The sequence below is a fragment of the Thalassospira sp. MIT121401 genome (assembly GCF_047125595.1).
GTDB classification, from domain to species: Bacteria; Pseudomonadota; Alphaproteobacteria; order Rhodospirillales; family Thalassospiraceae; genus Thalassospira; species Thalassospira povalilytica.
This window is the reverse complement of record NZ_CP138926.1, coordinates 46,616-68,730: the sequence shown is the minus strand read 5'-3', so window position 1 is coordinate 68,730 and position 22,115 is coordinate 46,616. Positions and strand designations below refer to the sequence as shown.

The 22,115-nt window shown below is 53.5% G+C and carries 22 protein-coding genes; 14 read left to right on the top strand and 8 right to left on the bottom strand.

Features of this window, described 5'->3' with window-relative positions:
- The first annotated feature begins 215 nt into the window (after positions 1-215).
- The 12 genes from SIB88_RS00320 to SIB88_RS00265 all read left to right on the top strand — a co-directional run bounded on the left by SIB88_RS00320 (position 216) and on the right by SIB88_RS00265 (position 11,575).
- Positions 216-1,082 (top strand): flagellin, encoded by an 867-nt coding sequence (locus SIB88_RS00320; protein ID WP_068517826.1) that lies wholly within the window; start codon positions 216-218, stop codon positions 1,080-1,082.
- 269 nt (positions 1,083-1,351) lie between these two features.
- Complete coding sequence (locus SIB88_RS00315; protein ID WP_101246952.1) at positions 1,352-2,170, top strand: flagellin; 819 nt, start codon at positions 1,352-1,354, stop codon at positions 2,168-2,170.
- A gap of 78 nt (positions 2,171-2,248) precedes the next feature.
- Positions 2,249-3,937, top strand: a complete 1,689-nt coding sequence (gene fliD, locus SIB88_RS00310; protein WP_412559044.1) for a flagellar filament capping protein FliD — start codon at positions 2,249-2,251, stop codon at positions 3,935-3,937.
- Positions 3,930-4,394, top strand: a complete 465-nt coding sequence (locus tag SIB88_RS00305; RefSeq protein ID WP_170310198.1) for a flagellar protein FliS — start codon at positions 3,930-3,932, stop codon at positions 4,392-4,394. The genes fliD and SIB88_RS00305 overlap by 8 nt, the downstream gene beginning before the upstream one ends.
- 7 nt (positions 4,395-4,401) lie before the next feature.
- Positions 4,402-5,013, top strand: coding sequence for a sigma-70 family RNA polymerase sigma factor (locus SIB88_RS00300; RefSeq protein WP_170310199.1), 612 nt, complete (start codon positions 4,402-4,404; stop codon positions 5,011-5,013).
- Positions 5,014-5,076: 63 nt separating this feature from the next.
- Complete coding sequence (locus SIB88_RS00295; RefSeq protein WP_412559043.1) at positions 5,077-5,778, top strand: hypothetical protein; 702 nt, start codon at positions 5,077-5,079, stop codon at positions 5,776-5,778.
- Positions 5,775-6,278 (top strand): hypothetical protein, encoded by a 504-nt coding sequence (locus SIB88_RS00290; protein ID WP_412559042.1) that lies wholly within the window; start codon positions 5,775-5,777, stop codon positions 6,276-6,278. The genes SIB88_RS00295 and SIB88_RS00290 overlap by 4 nt, the downstream gene beginning before the upstream one ends.
- A 138-nt stretch (positions 6,279-6,416) precedes the next feature.
- Positions 6,417-7,112 (top strand): flagellar hook assembly protein FlgD, encoded by a 696-nt coding sequence (locus SIB88_RS00285; RefSeq protein WP_206926308.1) that lies wholly within the window; start codon positions 6,417-6,419, stop codon positions 7,110-7,112.
- Between the two features lie 17 nt (positions 7,113-7,129).
- Positions 7,130-8,425, top strand: coding sequence for a flagellar hook protein FlgE (flgE, locus tag SIB88_RS00280; RefSeq protein ID WP_287464762.1), 1,296 nt, complete (start codon positions 7,130-7,132; stop codon positions 8,423-8,425).
- Between the two features lie 12 nt (positions 8,426-8,437).
- Positions 8,438-8,878, top strand: a complete 441-nt coding sequence (locus tag SIB88_RS00275) for a hypothetical protein (RefSeq protein WP_114112310.1) — start codon at positions 8,438-8,440, stop codon at positions 8,876-8,878.
- A 52-nt stretch (positions 8,879-8,930) separates the two neighbouring features.
- Entirely contained in the window at positions 8,931-10,652 is a 1,722-nt protein-coding gene (gene flgK, locus SIB88_RS00270) for a flagellar hook-associated protein FlgK (protein ID WP_114112311.1), read from the top strand.
- Positions 10,653-10,663: 11 nt separating this feature from the next.
- The gene (locus SIB88_RS00265; RefSeq protein ID WP_412559041.1) at positions 10,664-11,575 is read left to right on the top strand and encodes a flagellin; all 912 of its coding nucleotides are present in this window, start codon (positions 10,664-10,666) and stop codon (positions 11,573-11,575) included.
- A gap of 47 nt (positions 11,576-11,622) precedes the next feature.
- Here the strand turns inward: SIB88_RS00265 and SIB88_RS00260 are convergent, their stop codons facing one another.
- The 5 genes from SIB88_RS00260 to SIB88_RS00240 form a co-directional block, all read right to left on the bottom strand.
- Positions 11,623-12,495 carry a substrate-binding periplasmic protein gene (locus SIB88_RS00260; RefSeq protein ID WP_412559040.1) on the bottom strand — a complete coding sequence of 291 codons (873 nt, stop codon included), beginning with the start codon at positions 12,493-12,495 and terminating at the stop codon, positions 11,623-11,625.
- Between the two features lie 206 nt (positions 12,496-12,701).
- Positions 12,702-14,327 (bottom strand): phosphoenolpyruvate carboxykinase, encoded by a 1,626-nt coding sequence (locus tag SIB88_RS00255; protein WP_068517805.1) that lies wholly within the window; start codon positions 14,325-14,327, stop codon positions 12,702-12,704.
- A gap of 220 nt (positions 14,328-14,547) precedes the next feature.
- Positions 14,548-15,321: a HugZ family protein gene (locus SIB88_RS00250; RefSeq protein WP_412559039.1), complete on the bottom strand. Its 774-nt coding sequence runs from the start codon at positions 15,319-15,321 to the stop codon at positions 14,548-14,550.
- A 123-nt stretch (positions 15,322-15,444) separates the two neighbouring features.
- Entirely contained in the window at positions 15,445-15,642 is a 198-nt protein-coding gene (locus SIB88_RS00245) for a DUF1289 domain-containing protein (RefSeq protein ID WP_412559038.1), read from the bottom strand.
- A 115-nt stretch (positions 15,643-15,757) separates the two neighbouring features.
- Positions 15,758-15,955 (bottom strand): CsbD family protein, encoded by a 198-nt coding sequence (locus SIB88_RS00240; protein ID WP_101246965.1) that lies wholly within the window; start codon positions 15,953-15,955, stop codon positions 15,758-15,760.
- A 260-nt stretch (positions 15,956-16,215) separates the two neighbouring features.
- Here SIB88_RS00240 and SIB88_RS00235 point away from each other — a divergent pair, with 260 nt between their 5' ends.
- Positions 16,216-16,833 (top strand): RNA methyltransferase, encoded by a 618-nt coding sequence (locus SIB88_RS00235; protein ID WP_114112395.1) that lies wholly within the window; start codon positions 16,216-16,218, stop codon positions 16,831-16,833.
- A gap of 129 nt (positions 16,834-16,962) precedes the next feature.
- Here the strand turns inward: SIB88_RS00235 and SIB88_RS00230 are convergent, their stop codons facing one another.
- The 3 genes from SIB88_RS00230 to SIB88_RS00220 all read right to left on the bottom strand — a co-directional run bounded on the left by SIB88_RS00230 (position 16,963) and on the right by SIB88_RS00220 (position 21,184).
- Positions 16,963-19,200 carry an anthranilate synthase component I gene (locus SIB88_RS00230; protein WP_412559037.1) on the bottom strand — a complete coding sequence of 746 codons (2,238 nt, stop codon included), beginning with the start codon at positions 19,198-19,200 and terminating at the stop codon, positions 16,963-16,965.
- Between the two features lie 226 nt (positions 19,201-19,426).
- Positions 19,427-20,422: an ion transporter gene (locus SIB88_RS00225; protein WP_206926301.1), complete on the bottom strand. Its 996-nt coding sequence runs from the start codon at positions 20,420-20,422 to the stop codon at positions 19,427-19,429.
- Positions 20,423-20,539: 117 nt separating this feature from the next.
- The gene (locus tag SIB88_RS00220) at positions 20,540-21,184 is read right to left on the bottom strand and encodes a phosphoribosylanthranilate isomerase (RefSeq protein WP_250280769.1); all 645 of its coding nucleotides are present in this window, start codon (positions 21,182-21,184) and stop codon (positions 20,540-20,542) included.
- Positions 21,185-21,339: 155 nt separating this feature from the next.
- Here SIB88_RS00220 and ubiE point away from each other — a divergent pair, with 155 nt between their 5' ends.
- On the top strand, positions 21,340-22,113 hold the full coding sequence (gene ubiE / locus SIB88_RS00215) for a bifunctional demethylmenaquinone methyltransferase/2-methoxy-6-polyprenyl-1,4-benzoquinol methylase UbiE (protein WP_068517793.1): 774 nt from the start codon (positions 21,340-21,342) through the stop codon (positions 22,111-22,113).
- Positions 22,114-22,115 lie beyond the last annotated feature (2 nt).

Here is a 22,115-nt window from a genome sequence, read left to right as displayed (position 1 = left end):
TTTCGGGCGGCCCTGTTGCATTTTTGGGTGTTGGTATGCATGCCCGAACCCGATGGACATCCAGTGATGTGACCGGATCATTTGGCGGCCGTTGGAAAAAAGACCAAAAATCTGCGCCAGTTTTCCCTGTGGTGATGCGTGTGCACCTGTATCGGCCCTTATGCGGGCCTTTTGGCAGGTAGGCCAAACGACACATCCATATAGGAGAGTTAGAAATGGCAAGCATCAATACAAACATGTCGGCCACCCTTGCGGTGTCGAACCTCAACAAGACCACTGACGAGATGACATCGGTTCTGACCGCGATGTCGAGCGGCAAGGCGATCAACTCGGCATCCGATGATGCGGCGGGTCTTGCGGTTTACACTGCGATGTCGGTTGACTATGCCGCCTGGGAACAGGCCGGTGACAATGCCGAGGTCGCAACAGCAATTCTTGAAACCGCTGATGGTGGTTTGTCGGAAATTGCCGATATTCTGGAACGGATGTACGAACTTGCATCCCAGGCATCGTCCGGTTCGGTGACCGATACCGAACGTGCCTATCTGGATGACGAATATAGTGAATTGATGGAACAGATTGATTCCATCGTTGAATCAACGACCTATTTCGATACGTCGCTTCTTGATGGCAACTACGATGAAAGCTTCACCGTGTCCGCGGATGCAGGTGCAACACCGATTTCGGTGACGCTTGATACCAACTATGCCACCACTGAAGACGTTGTTTATGTTGTTGGCAGTGGTACGACTGCCACCACTGCGACTGCGGCGTTCAATACGTCTTCTATATCGTCGGCGGCAAACGCAACCACGGCGCTGGCGATGATTGAAGCACAGATCGAAACCGTTTCGGCCGGTCGTGCATCGGTTGGTGCGATGATGTCGCGGTTCGACTATGCCGCAGGCAATATCGAAACCGCCCAGACCAACCTTGAATCCGCAATGAGTGTCTATATGGATGCCGACATTGCGCAACTAAGTGCGGATCAGACCGAACTTGGTGTGAAAATGGACTCAGCCATTCAGGCGCTGTCTGTTTCCAACGAAAACCTTGAAAAGCTTTCCAAGCTTCTGAGCTAAGGCACGGGCCTGTTCCATTTTGATTGGGACGGGTCAGGATTAACAACACCCCCGACACTCTCTGAAGGCAGCTTTTCATGGCTGCCTTTTTCTTTTTTGTGCGCGATTTCCCCAGGGTTCTGGCGGCTTGGCGGATGTTTGAAAAATAAATCGAAAAAATCGTCATTTGGCGCGCCAGTTTTTTCGCGCCGCTGCGTGGACACCTATATCGGCCCGAAGTGGGTCGCGTTGGCAGGTAGGCCAAAACACATCCAAATAGGAGAAGCGCAATGGCGAGTATTAACACGAACATGTCGGCCACCCTTGCGGTGTCGAACCTGAACAAGACCACCGACGAGATGACTTCTGTTCTGACAGCAATGTCGAGCGGCAAGGCAATCAACTCGGCATCTGATGATGCAGCAGGTCTTGCTGTGTATACCGCAATGTCGGTTGATTATGCGGCCTGGGAACAGGCCGGTGACAATGCCGAGGTTGCAACAGCCATTCTTGAAACTGCAGATGGCGGCCTTTCTGAAATCGCCGACATCCTTGAACGTATGTATGAACTGGCATCCCAGGCATCGTCCGGTTCGGTGACCGATACCGAACGTGCATATCTGGATGATGAATTCCAGGAACTGATCAGCCAGGTTGATTCCATTGTTGAATCAACGACCTATTTTGATACCTCGCTGCTTGACGGGACGTATGACGAAAACTTCACGGTTTCCGCAGACGCGTCAGCAACGGCCATTTCGGTCACGATCGGCACCGATTATGACTCAACCGGTCTTGGTATTGCCGCGGCTGATGTCACGACTTCGACCACTGCTGCTGCTGCTTTGACCCTGATCGAGACGGCAATTGAAACCGTTTCGGCAGGCCGTGCATCCGTCGGTGCGATGATGTCGCGTTTCGATTATGCCGCAGGCAACATCGAAACCGCGAAAACCAACCTTGAATCAGCAATGAGCGTCTATATGGACGCCGATATCGCGCAGCTCAGTGCGGATCAGACCGAACTGGGCGTGAAGATGGATTCTGCCATTCAGGCCTTGTCAGTTTCCAATGAGAATCTCGAGAAGCTCTCGCGACTGCTGAGCTAACTCGTGACAGGGCCATCCGGTGTTTGAGAGCCCCCGGATGGCCCTGAATTTTTTAACGGATGAGAAAGGGAGGAGCACATGTCGACCATCAATTCTGCATCGTCGTCGAGTTATGCCTCTTCATCCTATGTTTCAGGCCTGACCGATCTTGATACTGCCGAGCTGGTTCAGGATGCCTATGACGCCAAGATGGAGGTCGCCGACAATGTCGAGGCCGAAATCGATGAAGTCGAACTTGAGATTGCCGCCTTTGAAGACCTTCAGACCTTGCTTGAGGCGCTTGAAGATGCTGCCGAGGATCTGACAGCGGCAACCGAACTTGACAGTTCGCGTGATGATGTCTGGGTCGGAAAGTCGGCCTATCTTTCATCGTCGGATGCCAATACCGATGCATCCGATGTTGTCGGTGTACTGGTTGACGATACGGCTGAAACCGGCACCTATACACTTGAAATCACACAACTTGCCACCGCGCACAAACTGGGCGGGGATACGACAACCGACAGTACGACGGCGATGTCGCTTACCGGGACAATCAGTCTTGTCGCCGGTGACGATTACGAGGCGGTCGATATCGAAATTACTGCCGATATGTCGCTTGATGATATTGCCGATGCCATCAATGACCAGAAATCGACAACCGGTGTCAGTGCAAGCGTTTTGCAGATTTCTGATGATGAATTCATGCTGGTTCTGTCAGCAGTTGATACCGGACAGGAAATCACATTTGACAGCGATGGTGCCGATACAACCATCGCGCAGTCACTTGGGCTTTTGGTGGCGGACGGGTCCTATGCCAACGAACTGGTGGAAGCCGATCAGGCGATCTTTTCGATTGATGGCGTTGAAGTCACACGCAGCAGCAACACGGTTGATGATGTGATTGATGGTGTGACGCTTTATCTCTATGCCGAGGAAGAAGGCACGGAAATCACGCTTGAAATCGAAGAAGACGCCAGCTCTGCCTATAGCGCCATCGAGGCCTTTGTCGATGCCTATAACGAGCTGCGCAGCTTTGTCATTACCAACCAGGCCTATGAGGCCGGCGAAGGTGCAGACGAGGATGCGGTTCTGTTTGGTGACAGTCTTCTGAGTTCGGTTTCCTCGACCGTTTATGATGCCCTGTCCTTTACCAGTGACAGCGATACATATGCGTCATTGGCGTCAATCGGCATCACGCTTGATGACAGCAACTATCTGGTCATTGATTCAGAAGTGCTTGAAGAAGCGCTGGTGTCGGACTTTGACGCGGTGGCCGATCTGTTTTCCTATTCCGGGTCAACGGATTCTGACGACCTTCTGGTGTCGGAAGCTGACGGATCATACACCGGGACCTTTACGGTCGATATTGTTACCGACGCCGATGGCAATATCACGTCCGCCAGTGTGAATGGTGATGACAGTCTGTTTACCATCAATGGCAACAAACTGGTCGGGGTCGAAGGTGGTGTCTATGAGGGTGTCACGCTGTTCTTTGGCGGAGACAGTTCGCAAAGTGTCGAGGTGTCGATCACCAGCGGCCTTGCCTATGACCTGACCAATTCGCTCGACAAATATACCAACAGTTCCGATGGCCTGATTGCCAATCGCCTGGAACGGCTTGAAGAGCAGGTGGATGATCTTGAAGAAGAAGTCGAAGACATTACCGCCGATGCCGAAGAATATGCCGCCAAACTGACCGAACGATATTCCGCAATCGAAGCAGAGCTTTATCAGTTGCAGCTTTTGCGTGAACAACTTGATGCCTTGTGGGGTGATGATGACTAATAACAGTGCAACAGCCGCGCAGCAGGCATATCGTTATGCCGGTGCAAGTGCCCAGTATAACAACGCGTTGCGCACGACGTCACCGGTGGCAATGATGGCGATTGCCATTACGCGCACCCGTCAGCATTTGCGTCTGGCCGCGCAATATCGCAGCGAAAAGAAGTTTGATCTTGAAGGCCGCGAAAAGGCGGTGGTGGTGACCCGGCTCAAGGCGCTTCAGGCGTGTATCGCGCCAAAAAGTGCACCGGAACTGTCACGAGATCTCTTTGCCTTTTACGCAAGAATGATTAAATTGCTCGCACGTAATCGCAGGGACGCTTCCATGGAGGAACGTTACGAGGTCGTTGACCGCAACCTGCAAGAGCTTGCGCGCGAATGGGAAAAATTCTCGAAAGTCGATCCAAGTAGGACTGTTCAGGCCCAATCAGGGCAGACGATGATCGGAACAGTGTTGTGAGGGACATTTGAGTGTAGGTCTTCGCGGAGCAGTGCCGACAAGCTCTGATACGTCAGACATTCCAGCTGTCAGTGAGGTTCTGTCCGAACTTGATGACAACAGTCTTGTTGCCCGTATGGTTCAGGGCGACAAGCGGGCCTATCGCGTGGTGGTCGAACGGTATTACCGCGGGATTGTAGGCATCGCGCGTCGCATGGGCCTGACCGGCGGAGACGCCGAAGATGTGGCACAGGATGTCTTTGTACGTGTCTGGCTGCACCGGGAAAAGTGGCGGGCCGATGGCGGGGCGACTTTCAAGACCTGGCTTTACCGGGTTGCGGTGAACCGGGTTATCGACATCAAGCGCAAACCCCAGTTTGTCGATGGTGCCGAACTTGACGAGGTGCCCGATGAAGCCATGTCGGCGGTTGACCGGCTTGCCCAGCATCAGGAATTCAAGCGTCTGCGACTTGCAATCAAGAAATTGTCCGACCAACAACAAATTGCCATTAATTTGTTTTACGACCGTGAATTATCCAATCAGGAAGCCGCGTCAATTATGGGGGTCTCGGTCAATGCTATGGAATCTCTGTTGAAACGGGCGCGCAAGCGTTTACGTGAAGAGTTGAAAACGATCTGATATACGATTAGTTTTACGTTCTGTTCGAACAGGTAAGTTCGTCCTATGAAAAAGCGGTGTGCTGTGAAAATCGAGCGTTTCGAAGAATTACTGGATCAGTACGGTTGGGATTTGGCGTCCTGGCCAGACGCGTTGCGTCGTGAAGCAAACGTTCTGATCGCACAGGATGCGCAAGCGGCAGAAATGCTGAAATCGCTGCGCTCTGTCGAAGATTTGCTGTCTGATGATCCGTTGCCGCTGGGCAAACACAAGGCCATTGACGATATTTTTGCCGCCATTGAGGCCCAAGAAGCCCAAAGTAGCGATGCTCGCGACAATTCGGAAACCGATCCCGCCCAATCCTTTGCGACAATTGATGATCGCCCGCGTTCGCGCGCCCATCTGAGTGCGGCAAGTGCCGCGCCCACCGGAGAAAGCCCGGCGCGCAAAACCTATCCCGCCAAGTCCGCAACATCGCCGGTTAATCAGGCGATCACAGGTGACGGTGCGCATTATGGCGGCCGGGCCAAGGGTACGCTTTATCAATTGGGGCGTGGTGTGTTTTCGGGTGTCGGGATGGTTGTCTGTGTGCTGGCCGGATTTGCATTCGGGGTCGCGATGACCGTACAGGAAGGTCATCAGGTCACCGCACAGGCCGACGAGATCGAGATGATCGATCTTCTGGAAAACCATCTTTATGTGATTGATCAGATGACCAACCCCGATGACCTTCAAAAGCCGGAAATGACAAAATCCGATCAAGCACAAGGAGTGCAGCCGCAATGAGCTTTGCATTCCGCCGCGTGTCATCCATGCGCAAAGTGATGTGGGCGTCACTGGCGATCAATCTGTTTTTGGCTGGTGCGCTTGCCGGAAACCTGGTTAGCGGGTTTTCGATGTTTCATTTCTTCATGCCACCACCGCCCCCGCCGGCCTTTGAAAATGAGCCGCCCGGTGTACGTATGCTCAAGAATGTGCGCAGTCGGCTTAGCCCGGAAGGCAAGGTTATTTTCGATGCTGAATTTGATGGTGTGATCAACAACATCAAAGGCCGGCCAAGCCCGTTCCTTTTGACGGTGGAACTGCGCGAGACGCTCGATCGTCCCGATGCCACCGAAGCCGAGATCAGGGAAGCCTATGCAGGGTTGCGCGAGGCGATTGGCGATGATTTGAGCGCGATCCTTGGTCATATGGCCAATGCGGCGATCAAGCTGTCACCCAAAGATCGTCGGCAAATGATTTTGATGGGTCCTGGCGAATTGCCGCCGCCACCAAGACGGCAATAGAATACCGGTAAAAATCAAGGGATGCGATCGCATCCCTTTTTTTATTTCGTCAAAACGGAAACTTTCTGCGCCAGTTTTCGCGCCACCCCCCGTGCAATGAACATAGACGCCTTAAACTGTTCTTGCCCGGAGTTGGTAATGAGTTTTCTCAGTGGCCTGACATATGACAGCCTGACTTCCTCGACGTCATCGTCGGGCAGCAGCACGTCCAGCACGACGACGAGCGATGACTCGACGTATGAAACCTATATGACCTTGCTGCTGACGACGTTGCAGAATCAGGACCCTACCGACCCGGAAGACGTGTCGGATATCACAGATCAGCTTGCGACATTCGAACAGCTTGAACTGGCTGAACAGAATAACGCGCTTCTTTCCAATCTTTCTGAATCGCTGACGGCACTTCAGGGGGTTGTCGATGACAGCGCGGCGCAGGCCTATCTCGGAACCGATGTTGTTGCCATTGGCGATACCGCCCCGCTCGAGGATGGCGAAGCCGAATGGTACTACGTCCTTGAAGATGATGCCCAAAGTGTCACGGTCACCGTGACCGACGAAGACGGCAATGTTGTCTATGAAACGACCGAAACCGGATCTGAAGGCAGCAACAACTTCATCTGGGATGGCACCACCGATGATGGCGCAACGCTGACATCGGGGACCTACACCCTGTCGGTCAGTGCTGTTGATTCCAATGGCAATTCCGTTGATTCCGAAATCCTTATGACCGGTGTGGTGTCGGCACTCGACCTGACCGGTGACGAAGCCGTTCTGTATGTAAACGGGGTCGATGTTTCGATCTCGGATGTGCAGGGCACGCAAACAGTTTCCTGAAACAAAGGATCAAAACCATGAGCCTCAATAGCGCCCTGAATTCCGCCGTTTTAGGTCTGAATGCACAATCGACATCGCTTGGCATCATTTCTGGCAATATCTCAAACAGTGAAACTGTCGGGTACAAAGACAGCAGCGCGTCATTTTCATCGCTGGTGACGACACCGGGATCGACCACCCAGGGGTATTCCAACGGTGTAACGACCACGACCCTGACCAATGTTTCGTCGCAGGGCTTGATTGAATCGGATTCCACTGCAACCAGTCTTGCGATTTCGGGTGACGGCTTCTTTGTCGTGACCGATGGTAACGGGGATACCTATTACACCCGTGCCGGTGATTTTTCCGCGGACTCAAACGGCGATCTTGTGAATAGCTCGGGCTATTACCTGATGGGGTATGCGCTCAATTCCGATGGCGAGCCCGCATCGGGGACGGTGCCGACCAGTACTTCTGCCCTGACCACCATCAATCTTGAAAACCTGACCGGCACGGCAGAGGCCACGACAGAAACATCAATTGTTGCCAACCTGCCTGCGGATGCGGAAGTCGGTGACAGTTTCTCGATCGATGTTGAGGTCTTTGACAGTCTGGGTACCAGCCACACCATTACCTATGAATATACAAAGACTGCCGCGAACGAGTGGGAACTTGATTATTCCGATCCGGTACTGACGTCAGATGGAACCACGGTTACGGGCACCACGTCTGGCGGGCCGCTGACCATTACGTTCAATTCCGATGGTGAACTGGAATCGATCGAAGATGGCGGTGGCAACGATGTGACCGACAGCGCCACACTGACCGTGACCGGCTGGACGACCGGTGCGTCTGACAGCACCATCGTTACCGACATGGGCACAGCCGGCAAAAATGATGGTTTGCAGCAATATGCGTCGGATGATGAAGACGGCGACATGACGCTTTATTCCGTCGATCAGAACGGATCGAACTATTCCGAGATTTCCGAAATCTCGATCTCTGACGATGGTGTGGTGTCGGTGACGTATGACAATGGTGTCAGCGAACCGGTCTATCAGATTGTGCTGGCCGACTTCGCCAATGCAGACGGTCTGACGGCTTATAGCGACACCGTTTACAAGGAAAGCAATACGTCGGGGACTTATGTTCTCAAGACGCCGGGCGATGGCGGTACCGGAACGATTGCGGACTATTCGCTGGAAAGTTCGACGGTTGATACGACATCCCAGTTTTCCAAGATGATTGTCGCACAGCAGGCCTATTCGGCCGCCGCCCAGGTCATTTCGACCACCAGCGACATGTATGACACCCTGATTTCTTCCGTGAACTAAGGCGAGGCCGAGATGACCGTACTTAACGCAAACCCGGCTGGCGATCTGTCGATGCCAAAGGATGATGACAAGATCACCAGTATTATGACCCGCCTTGGCGATCTTCTGGATGTGGAATGGCGGATCCTTGATCAGGCGCAATATAATCTTTTGCCTGATATCACGGCCGAAAAGACCCTTCTTGAAGAAGAATTGCACAGCGAACTTGCCAGCCAGCGCACCGCCAAGGCAGGCCAGCCGCATGCCGGGGTGATCGTTGATTTTGAAATGGTCAAAGTCCTTCGCGAAAAGCTCAATCGCAATAACATCCGCCTTAAGGCAAAGCGCGAAGCGTGTCTGAAACGCATTCGTGCGGGCTGGGCGGCGACGGCCGGGGACGGGGCAACATCCTATGACCAGCAGGGGGACCTGCAGGGCAAGGCAACCCAGAAAATCTTCAGCATGAAAATGTAAGTCATCATTTTCGATCTTTTTATCAACCGATCAGATCCGATAGGTCACAGCCATGTCGATCCGTGCCGCACAATCAGCCGCGCTTAGTGCCCTGCAAACCAGTCAGGCCGGGATCAGTGTGTCTTCGGAAAATATCGCCAATGCGTCGGTCGAAGGATACACAGCCAAGTCACTGAGCCTTTCCAGCAGTGTGACGACCGGTGCATCAACGGGTGTCACAGTGACATCGGTCGGATCGACCGTGGACAGTTACCTTTTGAAATCGATCAGCGAAGCGGCATCTGAAAGCGGCTATGCATCGGTTTTTTCAGATCCGCTTAATATGGTGGCGAGCCAGTTCGGGGATGTCGGCGATGACGGGTCGATTTCGACCCTGATTGCTGATCTTGAAACCGCAATTGCGGCATTGGCCGTCAGTGCCGACAGCCAGTCCGAGAAATCAACCACGCTCAGCGAAGCCAATGCAATCGCAGACGAGCTGAACAATCTTTCACAGTCCGTGCAGGATCAGCGTGCGAGTGCCGACCAGTCGATTGAAGACACTGTCGATCAGATCAATGATCTGTTGAATGAAATTCATGCCTATAACAATCAGCTCAGTGGAACCGACGGCACCACGCTGACCACCAGCGAACTCGAAGATGCCCGCGCGCAGGCCATCAACGAGCTATCGGAACTGGTCGATATCAGCTACTACACCGACTCATCAAACACGACCCAGATCTATATCGGCGGGACGCTCGTGGTTGGCAGTCAGGTTCAGGAGCTGTCCTATAACGCGGTCGGAACCGTGACCTCGGACACGACATTTGCCGACATCACGGTAAATGGCAATTCGATCACCGACAGCATTTCAGGCGGCAGTCTGGGCGGTCTGATCGAGTTGCGTGATGAAACGCTTCCTGACATTCAGAAAGAGCTTGATAATCTTGCGACCACATTGATGGACAGCATCAACGCGGTTACCAATCTTGGCACAGCATATCCCGCCCCAAGCGAACTGGTCGGATCAGAAGAGGTTGATCTGACCGATGCGTTTTCGGGAACCGGTACGGTACGCCTGGCGGCAACCGACGAGGACGGCAATGCCGTTGAAATCATCGAGATTGATCTGAGCACAATTACAACAGTTCAGGATCTGGTCGATGCGATCAATAGTTCGACCTATCTGGATGCGTCGGTCGGCAGTGACGGGACCCTTGAGATCACGGCATCGGATGATGATTACGGTGTTTCGATTATCAATATGGATGCCAGTGTCGGTGCCGAAGATCAGGGATTTTCGGATTATTTCGGACTGAACGACATGTTCACCGGAACCGATGCAGGCAATATTTCGGTCAACTCGGCCTGGCTTGACGATACCAGCAGGCTGCCGGTGGGGTCGGGATCGGACGATGCGACACTGGCAGTCGGTGACAGTGTCATTTCATCGGGCAGTTCCGATGTTGCCGAAGCACTGGCCGACCTTTTTGACGATAATATCAGTTTTGACGCCGCAGGTAATCTTGGCTCGACCAAAACAACATTGTCAGATTATGCGGCTGAAATCCTGTCAGATGTCGCCCAACAGGCATCAAGTGCCGAGACCGAGGCCAGTGTTGCGAGCAGTGCCTATGAGGAGCTGGTGGAAAGTTTTTCCAACCAGTACGGCGTCAACACCGATGAAGAGGCACTGACACTTAGCAATCTTCAAAGTGCATATGAGGCCGCCGCGGCGATTTTGGAAATTACCCAGTCGCTTATGGACACATTGCTTGAGGCGGTCAGTTAAGGGATCAGAAAATGCGCGTTTCCACAGCCGCAATGCAACAGAATATGCTAAGCCAGATCCGGTCGGTACAGTCGCAGCTGGCCGAGGCCACCGAACAATCCAGTTCGGGGGTCAAATCGGATTCCTATGCCGGGGTTGCGGATAATGCCTATGTGATTGCGACCCTGAGTGCGGAAATTTCCGAGGCCGCGGCCTATGCCGACATTGCCGAGGAAATCCAGACACGTGTTGAAGTCTATTATTCGACATTAAATGACATGGTCGATCTTTTGACTGAAATGACGTCGGATTTGTCGGGTGCATTGAGTACCGGGACAGACAAAGCATACGGGATCAATGAGTCCGCCGGTGCCGCACTTGAGACATTTGCGTCGCTTTTGAACACCCAATATGAAGGTCGTTATATCTATGCCGGGTCGGCATCCGATACGGCACCGGTTTCGGTAGATACCGCCGATTATGCGGTGATTACCAGCCCGTCGACCACAGATCTGAGCTATTATTCCGGTAACAGTGATATTGCATCGGCCAAGGTCGCGGACGGCACGACAATCGAATACGGGATTACCGCACAGGAAGATGCGTTCGAACAGGCATTGAGGGCCTTGAACCTTGCGGCGAATGCCAGCACCGATCCGGTGGATGAAGCCGCCCTGACCGAGGCGATGGAACTGATTGAATCGGCAGCAGCCGGTTTGTCAGAACTGCAAAATCAGGTGTCCTACACCCAGGACCAGCTTGAAGCGGTGGTCGATATGCATACCGATTTTCAACTGGCGGCCGAGGGAACGGTTTCCAATCTGGCCGATGTTGATCTGGCGGTAGCCGTGGTGACGCTTGAAACGCTTTCGATCCAGCTTGAAGCATCCTATTCGATCACAGCACAGATCACCGACATGTCGTTGTTTGAATATTTGCGTTAATTGGGGATTTCGGATTCTTGCACGGAATTTCGGATCGAATGTCGATTTTACTGCGATGCTTCGGACAATATCCCGTATTTCGCGAGGATTTTGTCATACAGGCCATTTTTGCGGATTGTGGAAAGCCCGACGTTAAGTTGGGCCAAAAGCAGACTGGCATGTTCGGTTGTACGCGAGATGCAGGAATAATACGGATCGTTTGACAGGACTTTGCTTTTGATTTTGTCGATACCTGTCGCACCACTTTTACCGACATTGAGCACATAATCCATTGGGGCCCGAAATGACAGGGCGGCGTCCAGTCGCTTGGACAGCAAAAGATTGACCAGTGTGGTTTCGCTGTTGGCCATGATGATATCAAGGCCGGCCTTGCGTGCCGCCGTTTCTAGGTTATAGCCGTTCACCACCCCGACGGTCATGTCGCGCGCATCGGCAAGGGTTTCAACAGACCCAAGAACCTCGTCACGGGTGGAATAGATGGCAACGCGTACATGGCCAAGGATATCGGAAAACAGAAAGTCCGCTTCGCGTTCCGGCAGGTAGCTGCAAGAACACAGTCCGTCGACCTGCCCCGTTCTGGCAAGGAAATAGGCGCGTTTCCAGGGGTAAAATGGCGTCAGCAACGTGATGTTGCGTGTGGCAAACGCGGCCCGAAGAATTTCAACGTCATAGCCGGGTTCGGTTGCCTTGTCGGCGATTTTGGCCGGTGGGAACGGATTGCAGGCAAGGGTGATGGTTTCGTGGTTGCCTGCCGGGGGGATTAGCGTGTTTTGCGCAGATGCAATGGTGCTGATCGATATCAGGGTCACGGCAAAAAGTGCGGTGATCGCATTGATCCAATTTTTAAGCCGGTCCTTGCCGGTGGCACAATCAGTGATCCGGTGACGTAAATTCTTGGGAAAATATGCTGCTATGCGCATGTAGATTCCGGTTTCAAAGATCTGCCATTCTTAAACAAGTTCAAGATGATATCACGCTTTGGGCGCAATGTATTATTTCTCTTGTCGGCAGGAATTGCGTTAGATCAGGCAGGTCAAATCAATCTGGAAATCAACATGGCAGATCGGCACGGAAATGAAAAAGGCCGGTGCAAAGACCGGCCTTTTTGCAATATGTCGACAGCGGATTATTCGGCTGCTTTGACTTCTGCGCTGCTGCGGATTGCGGCTTCGCGGACATCGTCGGTGACATGTTCTTCGAACTTCGCAAAGTTCTTTTCGAACAGACCGGTCAGGTTGGCAGCGGCCTTGTCGTAGGCTGCCTTGTCGCTCCAGCTTTCACGCGGGTTCAGAACTTCTGCCGGGATATCGCCACATGCGGTCGGATATGCCAGACCGAAATACGGATCGGTCGCAAATTCGGCATTTTCCAATTCGCCATTCAGGGCCGCATTCAGAAGGCCACGGGTGTAACCGATCTTCATGCGCGAACCAACGCCATAGCCGCCACCGGACCAGCCGGTATTGACGAGCCAGCAATTGGCTTCGTGTTTTTCCATCAGTTCACCAAGCAGCTTGGCATAAACGGACGGATGACGCGGCATGAACGGTGCGCCAAAGCATGCGGAAAACGCCGCGGTCGGTTCCTTGACACCTTTTTCGGTGCCGGCAACCTTGGCGGTGTAACCTGACAGGAAGTGATACATCGCCTGTGCCGAGGTCAGCTTTGCGATCGGCGGCAGAACGCCAAACGCATCACAGGTCAGCATGATGATGTTTTTCGGATGACCACCACGACCGGTTTCCGAGGCATTCGGAATGAATTCGATCGGATAGGAAGAACGGGTATTTTCGGTGTGACGGGCATCGTCGAGGTCAAGCTCGCGCGATTGCTTGTTCATCACAACGTTTTCAAGAACGGTACCGAAACGCTCGGTGGTGGCAAAGATTTCCGGTTCCGCTTCACGCGAAAGCTTGATCACCTTTGCATAGCAACCGCCTTCGAAGTTGAAGACACCGTCTTCGCCCCAGCCATGTTCGTCATCACCGATCAGGGTGCGCGACGCATCCGCCGAAAGCGTGGTTTTGCCGGTGCCCGACAGGCCAAAGAAGATGGCGGTGTCGCCGTCTTTGCCCATGTTGGCCGAGCAATGCATCGGCATGACGCCCTTGGCCGGAAGGATGTGGTTGAGAACCGAGAAGATCGATTTCTTCATTTCGCCGGCATACCAGGTGCCGCCGATGATGACCATTTTGCGTTCGAAGCTGACCATCACGAAAACTTCGGAACGGGTGCCATCGACTTCCGGATCTGCCTGAAGGCCCGGAGCATGAAGGATGGTGAATTCCGGTGCGAAATCGCGAAGTTCTTCTTTCTGCGGCTGGATGAACATGTTGCGCGCAAAAAGGTTGTGCCATGCATTTTCGTTGATCACACGAACCGGAAGACGGAAACGCGGATCAGAACCGGCATAGCAATCCTGGACGAACAGTTCGGTGCCCTGGAAATATGCGCGCACTTTCTGATAGAGGCGCTCAAATACTTCCGGGCTGACCGGGCGGTTTACATCGCCCCAATCGATATCTGCCTTGGTGCTTTCTTCTTCGACAACGAAACGGTCCTGTGGGGAACGGCCGGTATGTTCGCCGGTCAGTGCGACAAATGCACCACCCTTGGCGATCTTGCCTTCATTGCGACGGATCGCATGTTCGTAAAGGCCGGCAGCGTCGAGGTTCCAGTGAACGGCGCCAAGGTTTTTGAGGCCATGAGTTTCAAGGCCTACACGGCTGACAACGGGTCCTGATTGCAGCACGAATCTCTCCTGGTGGGAATTAAAAGAGCTGGGGGTTAATATCCTAATTTACACAACAATTTGTGGGAAATCGTTGTGTTGAGACATATTGTTACAAAGGTGTCTTAAAAGCAACCGGTCCTTTTGCCTAATACCTAGGAAAACGTAGCGACTTTTGCGTTTGCGAAAATTCCATGTTCAGGGTCGAAGCAATAAATTTTCGGAATACAAATGGTCCGACTTATGCGCGCGATTTTTTGCACATTTCGACCAAAATATCGCGCGCTTCGCCCGGTGAATGGATGGTGTGTGCGAAGTCGATTCTGATCGGTGGCTGTTCGGGTTTGTGACAGTCCAGAACCATGCCGTCACAATCAATCGAATGCATTTTCCAGCCGATTGAGGGATCATGGAACGTGAAGTGGGCAACAATGTCGGCAATGGCATCAAGATGGTCGGCATTCATGTGGCTGACAATGCCGTCATGACCGGTGACGAGCGGATGACAATCGGGAACGATGAACTGATCACCTTTGAGGCGACGCTGTTTGCCAAATCCTCCGACCCAATAAATTGCGTCGACCGCGATCCGGTAAAAGGCGAAATCGGCAAAGTCGGCATACTGCCCGGCATCGGGCTGTTCGCGCAAATAGCGCGCGCGGGTATGGGGATCGGGATCAGCAACAGCTTTGCCAAAAAGTGTCAGCCGCGCGCTGTCTGTCTGGATCGCGCCGGTCTGCTGGTGCTGCGATTGCGCAAGTGGGGCGGGCGAAAACAACAGTGAGACCCGGTTATCTGCGCGGATATGACGCGTGTGATCGGCAAGATCAGAAATCAGCAGCAATGGCGTTCCGTCAATATCAATGACCGGGACAACCATCGAGGTCACGGGCCAGCCGTCAGTGACCTGTTTATGATCGTGGGCAATTGTCGCCAATGTCGCCTGATCAGCAATGCGGCAAAGCTGGCGCAATGCACTGGCTGATGGTGGTGGCGGTGGTGTGATCTGGGACATGGAAATCTACCTTGTCACTGCGCATGAAACGGATGTGTAATTATCGCAGATTTCCGTCTTCGCGTACATGGCAGGGGCGCCCGAACGTCCAAGGGACACATCAAAAACAGGTTTTGATTCTTATCAGGAGCCTGTCTGTTTTTGGCGGATTTTTTGATGTGACTTTTTCCGTGTCTTTGATTTGGCAAGGACACGTTTTTTTTCGCCGTCGCTCAGCCCCATCCATGCGCCGATCTCGTCACCGGTGCGAAAGCAACCGGTGCAATAACCAGCCTTGGCATCAAGGACGCAAACACCGATACAGGGGGATTTGACGGGCATGAAATTCCTGGGTGGGATCGTTAATGATTAATCCCATAGAAAACAGTTTCGCCCGCAAGGATCAAGCCTGAAGCGATCCATGCGGGCGAATAAATCTGTGTGGCGTAATACCGGTTTAAAGGCGTGAGAACCAGTTGCGGATCTGACGATCGGCTTCTTCACGTTCAATGCCATAGGCCTCCTGAATAAGGCCCACCAGTTTTTCACGCTGTCCATCAACGCGGTCGACATCATCTTCGGTCAGGCGGCCCCATTCGCGTTTGACGTGACCGCGTACCTGTTTCCAGCGACCAGCAATTTGATCCCAATTCATCGGGTTCTCCTGCTTTCGGGGTTGCTCGTAATAGTGGCAAATGCCGTATGACTTTAAGAACGAAATTGTGGGCGTGTTGTTCCATAAAACCGCAAGGCGGGTGAAAACAGCGCGGGCGATTGACGGGTTTATCGGGCGGTTTGCTTGCCTTATCGGGCGCATGGGGGTATAGCCCCGGTGGGGTATGGACCCCTTGTCTTGTCATGGAGTTGATTTCGCACCGGCCCGAATGCGGCGTGACGTGCGGCACGGAGGAAGATATGCGCGGCTATTTCGGGATTGGAATTGAAGGGGCAAGCAAGCCTTTGAATGTGGGCACCCTGTTTCGTTCCGCCCATGCCTTTGGCGCAAGCTTTGCGTTTACGGTTGATGCGGACTTCCGCGAGGAACGTTCAAACATCACCGATACATCAAAGTCGGGCGAACAGATGCCCTATTACCATTTCCCGGATCATGACAACCTGTTCCTGCCGCAAGGGTGCCGGATGGTCGGCATTGAACTGACCCCCGATGCGATCGAACTGCCAAGCTTCAAGCATCCGTCACAGGCGGCCTATATCCTGGGTCCGGAACGCGGTAACCTGTCCGATGAAATGCAGGAAAAATGCGATTTCATCATCAAGATCCCGATGAGCTTCTGTGTGAATGTCGCGATTGCGGCAAATATCGTGATGTATGACCGCCTGATCAGTCTGGGCCGGTTTGCGCCGCGTCCGGTGCGTGCCGGTGCGCCGACCGAACCGAAACCCGAAGCCCATTATGGTGGCTGGATTTCGCGGACCCGTGACAAGCGCAAAGGGGACCCGGAAAAATTCCGTCAGGCACCGCCACCCGATTACTCGGTGATTGATGGCACACTTGATGACGATGATGCCTGATCCAAAGACAGTCCAAGATACAGATAAAAAAGCAACGGCCGCGAGGGAGGAGCACGGCCGTTGCGCTTTGTGATCTGCGCGATTGTGTCTTAAGGGGGGATTTGACACAGCGCAGATCGGGTGAAGGTATCAAGCTGCCTTGATATCCGAAGTCATGGTGTCCGACGTTTCTTCTTCGCCGGGGCGGGTGCCATGCGGATTGCGCAACAGGTTGGCAATCATCCGCATTCCGACATCGCCCTGAAGGGTCAGAAGGCTTTCCGGATGGAATTGTACGGCACTGATCGGAAGGCTGCTGTGACGAATGCCCATGATCACGCCATCGTCACTTCGCGCCGTCACCTTCAGGTCCGCAGGTAGTTCAGCCGCCTTGGCAAACAGGGAATGATACCGGCCGACAACAATGTCTTCGGGCAATCCGTCAAACAGCGGATCGGTGGTATCGAGTTTCACCTTTGACGGTTTGCCATGCATCGGTGTGACAAGTTGACCAAGTGACCCGCCGAAAAATTCGACAATTCCCTGCAATCCAAGACATACACCAAAGACTGGCAAGCCGGCTGCAAGGGCGCGTTCGATGCTGTCGCGCAGATGGTAATCATCAGGACGGCCAGGACCCGGTGACAGGAAGACAAGATCGGGTTTGAAATCATCAAATGCCTCGTCCGGGAAGCCGGGACGAAGTGTCAGTGTTTCGGCACCGGTTGCGCGGATATAGCTGGCAAGGTTTTGCACGAAGCTGTCTTCGTGATCGATCAAAAGAACGCGTTTGCCAATGCCCGAGCTTGCCGGGTCGATGGTGACTTCATCCTTGGCATCGCGGGTAACGGCATCAATCATTGCCGATGCCTTAAGGACGGTTTCGGCTTCTTCGGCGTCTGATTCACTATCATAGAGCAAGGTGGCACCGGCGCGAACTTCGGCGACACCCTGTTTCAGGCGCACAGTGCGCAAGGTCAATCCGGTATTGAGATCACCGTTACACAGAACCGCACCAATCGCCCCGCCATACCATGCGCGCGCACTGCGTTCGACGGCTTCGATATGTTGCATGGCTGCACGTTTGGGGGCACCGGTCACAGTGACAGCCCAGCAATGGGTCAGAAAGGCATCAAGCGCGTCAAACCCGTCACGCAGGCGGCCTTCGACATGATCGACCGTGTGGATCAGGCGTGAATACATTTCGATCTGGCGACGACCAAGAATGCGGATGCTTCCGGGTTTGCAAACGCGGGCCTTGTCATTGCGATCAACATCGGTGCACATCGTCAGTTCCGACTCATCCTTGGTCGAATTAAGCAATGTGCGAATGTTTTCGGCATCCTCGATGGCGTCGCGGCCACGGGCAATGGTGCCCGAAATCGGACAGGTTTCAATGCGCTGCCCTTTGACCCGGACATACATTTCGGGCGATGCGCCAATAAGATGCTCCCCGTCACCAAGATTGATCAGGAAGCCATAAGGGGCCGGATTGCGGCGTTTAAGACGGCGGAAAATTTCCGAAGGTGCGGTGGCACAAGGGGTTCTGAAAACGCGACTGGGGACAACTTCGAACAGTTCGCCACGGGCAAAGCGGGGCTTGGTTTCATCGACGATGGCGGCATATTCGCCGGTTTTCATGTCATTTTCGACAACGGCATTATTGCCGCGCGATGGCGGATGGGGCTGTGAATTGCGGGTCAGGCCGGCCGTGCTGTGCCCGTCAGGGGTGATGAATTCGTATTCGATCCGGGTGGCGATTTTTGACGCATGATCGACGGTGATCAAACGGTCGGGCAGGAACAGGTGGATGTCCTTGTGATCTGACGGGCGGTCCTGTGTCAGGTTGATCTGTTCGAAATGAAGCGCGATGTCATAGCCGAACGCGCCATAAAGCCCCAGCCGTTCATCGCCCTTGTGACCAAACAGATCGCGCAGCGCGCGGACGACCGAAAACAGACTTGGTTGCTGACTGCGTTCTTCCTCGGCAAACCAGGAAGCGGGTTTTTTGACCACGCCATAAAGGCCGTCTTCGCCATCGGTGATGCTGTCGACATGTGGATGGCTTCCCAGAATGTCGGAAATCACATCCAGCAGGACCCGACCGCGGTCATTCAAGGCCCGAACCGCGAAACCGCGTTCACGCCCGACAATTTCAAGTGGCGGCGCATCAAACCCCATATCCCACCGTGAATAGCGACCCGGGAATTCATAGCTTGAAGACAGAAGCACGCCCTTGGTCTGATCAAGGGCATCAATCAGGCCTTCGGTGGCGTTCTCATAACCAATGGTGGTCATGCGACGAATGACCGAAACACCGCCATCGGTGGTATATCGGTATTCGGCCTGATCGTCGGAAATGCCGGTTTCCTGAATTGGGGTCGTCACGTTCAGATACTCCTTTTGGGGCCTAGTGCCGCAGGAGCCATGTGATGATCAGGAAAACGGAAGTCTGAAAACACAAAGCCGCCTGCAAGAATGAGGCGGCCGGTATGTTCAGGGCATGTGTATTGGCCGCCCGCTTAAGCGAGCCACCACCAACGATTGGAAATACGGATCGGGTTCATGCCATGTGTTTTCATGGCTCAAACCATGTGCGCAAAATTTCCCGGCGTCAAGGCTTTTGCGTCGAGCTGTTGCCTTCTGCCTCTTTGAGTTCCATGTGCAGGGGCTGATGGCAATGCGGACAGGTAAGAATCTCGTCACTTTCATTGCGGTGAACGTCGCGGATGTCATCAAGAACAGATTGGGCCTGTTCGTCACTGATCCCGAGTTCTTCCTGATGGGATTTCAGTTTGTGGCGAACCCGTTCGGTCAGACGTTTGCCCATCAGCTGACGGGTGGCCTGATGACGGTATTCATTTTCGCGACGTCGCAATTCCGCATTGAAAGCCGATGCCAGAATACCGGCCGGAACCGCAACAATCCCGATCCCGGTCAGGGAAATGACACTGGCCAGGAATTTGCCAAACGGTGTAATTGGCACAACGTCACCATAGCCGACCGTGGCAAGGGTAATGACGCTCCAATACAGTGCCTTAAGCAGGTTACCAAAGGCGTCCGGCTGGGCTTCGTGTTCGGCGACATAGATCGCACCGGCACTGAATACCAGCATACAAGCCAGTGCGGCGCTGGCGGCACCAAAAATGCCCAATTGCTGTCGAAACACCAGCAACATCAATTCCAGCCCGGTGGAATAGCGGGTGAATTTCAGCAAACGCAGCAACCGGATGATCCGCACAAATCGCAAATCGACGGATGTAAAGAACCACAGAAGGATCGGCAGGATCGCCAGAAGATCAATCAGCGCCATCGGCGTGAACATATAGCGCAGGCGTGCCCAGGGGCGGCCGCTGAAACGTTCGTCATCGGGGGCGGACCAGACCCGCAATGCATATTCGACGGTGAAGATCAGGGTGCAAACGATCTCGATGATGGCAAATTGCAGATAGTATCTTTCGGCCAGTTCGTGGACCGAGTCAAAAATAACCGACACGACATTGATGACAATCGCACTGGCCAGAATCAGGTGAACGAACAGGGAAAGGCGCGAATGGCGTTCAACACCATGGAGCAATTTATGTGTCTTTGAACGAAGAGTCGCTGTCATGTCGCGCAAGCCCGATCCGGCAATAGAGTATTGATTGCCAGGTGAGTTTTGCGCCAATCGCTTCAGAAATGGTTAAATTATCAGGGCCTTATTTTCCGGCCCTGATCAATTCGGTGATCAATAGCCTTTTGCCGCACGGACAAAATCGGCAATTTTCCGGGCGTCTTTTACACCCTTGGATTTTTCGACACCTGATGAGACGTCTACCCATGGCGCACCGGATATCTCGACGGCTTCGGCGACGTTATTGGGATCAAGACCACCGGCAAGCATCCAGTCACTTTTGAAATTCTGACCGGTCAGCAACGTCCAGTCAAAAGACACGGCATTGCCACCGGGCAGAATGCTGTCCTTGGGTGGTTTGGCATCAAACAGCAGGAAATCGGCAACGCCGTCATAGTTGGACTTGGCATTTTCGATGTCATCGGCGGTACTTACCGAAATGGCTTTCATCACCTTGAGGCCGAAACGTTCCTTGACCGCTGCGACGCGTTCGGGGCTTTCCTTGCCATGGAGCTGAATGACATCAAGGCTTCCGGCCTTGATCGCATTTTCAAGTGCCTCGTCACCGGCTTCGACGAACAGGCCGACTTTCAGGATGCTGTTGGGGACCCGTTCGGTCAGGGTTTTGGCACCCTTAAGCGATATGTGGCGCGGGCTTGGTGGAAAGAACACATAGCCCAATGCATCTGCCCCGGCACTCATGGCTGCGATAAGGGCATCTTCGCTGTTGATTCCACAGATTTTGACCATGCAGCTCATCGGGGTATCCTGTCTTGTCGTCACTCTAATTCGCACGGCAAATAATTGGTGCGTCTGAGTCACTTAGCAGAAACTGCATCATATCGACAGGATATTTGCGATTTCCGATGGCTTTCCACTGGCAGGATAATCATTGCTGCGCTATTTTCCCGACCATGAGCAAGCATACAGACCCTGCCGCGGGCGAAAACGGCGAAAACACAACCCACTTCGGGTTTCGGGATGTTCCTGAAAGCCAGAAGGCATCCATGGTGCGCGAGGTTTTCGACACTGTCGCGTCCAAATATGATTTGATGAACGATCTGATGAGCGGCGGTATCCACCGTCTGTGGAAAGACACGTTCATCAACGAGCTTAAGCCGCGCCCGAACATGAAGCTTCTGGACGTTGCAGGTGGCACGGGGGATATCGCATTCCGCTTTTTGAAAAATGGCGGTGGTTCGGTCACGGTATGCGACATCAACTATGAAATGCTGCATGTCGGACGCGACCGGGCGGCTGACCACGGGATTTTGAAGAACATCAACTGGACCGTTGGCGATGCGCAGAAACTGCCGCTGCCCGATCATTCGGTTGATGCCTATACCATTGCGTTTGGCATCCGCAACGTTACCCGCATCGAAGAAGCTCTTTCCGAGGCGTTCCGTGTTTTGCGGCCCGGCGGAAAGTTCCAGTGCCTTGAATTTTCCAAGGTCGTCGTGCCAGGCTTCGACAAGCTTTACGATACCTATTCGTTCAAGCTTTTGCCTGAAATTGGTCGCTTTATCGCGGGGAACCGCGAAGCGTATCAGTATCTGGCCGAAAGCATTCGCAAATTCCCGGATCAGGAAACCTTTGCGTCGATGATCCGTGCGGCCGGGTTCGAGCGGGTGAAATACCGCAACCTGTCGGGCGGGATTGCCGCCATTCATTCCGGTTGGCGGGTTTGAGG

Bases quoted from the DNA above. Each gene is read 5' to 3' on its own strand.
- SIB88_RS00320 (WP_068517826.1), top strand. From the start codon at position 216: ATGGCAAGCATCAATACAAACATGTCGGCCACCCTTGCGGTGTCGAAC.
- SIB88_RS00315 (WP_101246952.1), top strand. From the start codon at position 1,352: ATGGCGAGTATTAACACGAACATGTCGGCCACCCTTGCGGTGTCGAAC.
- fliD (WP_412559044.1), top strand. From the start codon at position 2,249: ATGTCGACCATCAATTCTGCATCGTCGTCGAGTTATGCCTCTTCATCC.
- SIB88_RS00305 (WP_170310198.1), top strand. From the start codon at position 3,930: ATGACTAATAACAGTGCAACAGCCGCGCAGCAGGCATATCGTTATGCC.
- SIB88_RS00290 (WP_412559042.1), top strand. From the start codon at position 5,775: ATGAGCTTTGCATTCCGCCGCGTGTCATCCATGCGCAAAGTGATGTGG.
- SIB88_RS00285 (WP_206926308.1), top strand. From the start codon at position 6,417: ATGAGTTTTCTCAGTGGCCTGACATATGACAGCCTGACTTCCTCGACG.
- flgE (WP_287464762.1), top strand. From the start codon at position 7,130: ATGAGCCTCAATAGCGCCCTGAATTCCGCCGTTTTAGGTCTGAATGCA.
- SIB88_RS00275 (WP_114112310.1), top strand. From the start codon at position 8,438: ATGACCGTACTTAACGCAAACCCGGCTGGCGATCTGTCGATGCCAAAG.
- flgK (WP_114112311.1), top strand. From the start codon at position 8,931: ATGTCGATCCGTGCCGCACAATCAGCCGCGCTTAGTGCCCTGCAAACC.
- SIB88_RS00265 (WP_412559041.1), top strand. From the start codon at position 10,664: ATGCGCGTTTCCACAGCCGCAATGCAACAGAATATGCTAAGCCAGATC.
- SIB88_RS00260 (WP_412559040.1), bottom strand. From the start codon at position 12,495: ATGCGCATAGCAGCATATTTTCCCAAGAATTTACGTCACCGGATCACT.
- SIB88_RS00250 (WP_412559039.1), bottom strand. From the start codon at position 15,321: ATGTCCCAGATCACACCACCGCCACCACCATCAGCCAGTGCATTGCGC.
- SIB88_RS00245 (WP_412559038.1), bottom strand. From the start codon at position 15,642: ATGCCCGTCAAATCCCCCTGTATCGGTGTTTGCGTCCTTGATGCCAAG.
- SIB88_RS00240 (WP_101246965.1), bottom strand. From the start codon at position 15,955: ATGAATTGGGATCAAATTGCTGGTCGCTGGAAACAGGTACGCGGTCAC.
- SIB88_RS00235 (WP_114112395.1), top strand. From the start codon at position 16,216: ATGCGCGGCTATTTCGGGATTGGAATTGAAGGGGCAAGCAAGCCTTTG.
- SIB88_RS00225 (WP_206926301.1), bottom strand. From the start codon at position 20,422: ATGACAGCGACTCTTCGTTCAAAGACACATAAATTGCTCCATGGTGTT.
- SIB88_RS00220 (WP_250280769.1), bottom strand. From the start codon at position 21,184: ATGAGCTGCATGGTCAAAATCTGTGGAATCAACAGCGAAGATGCCCTT.
- ubiE (WP_068517793.1), top strand. From the start codon at position 21,340: ATGAGCAAGCATACAGACCCTGCCGCGGGCGAAAACGGCGAAAACACA.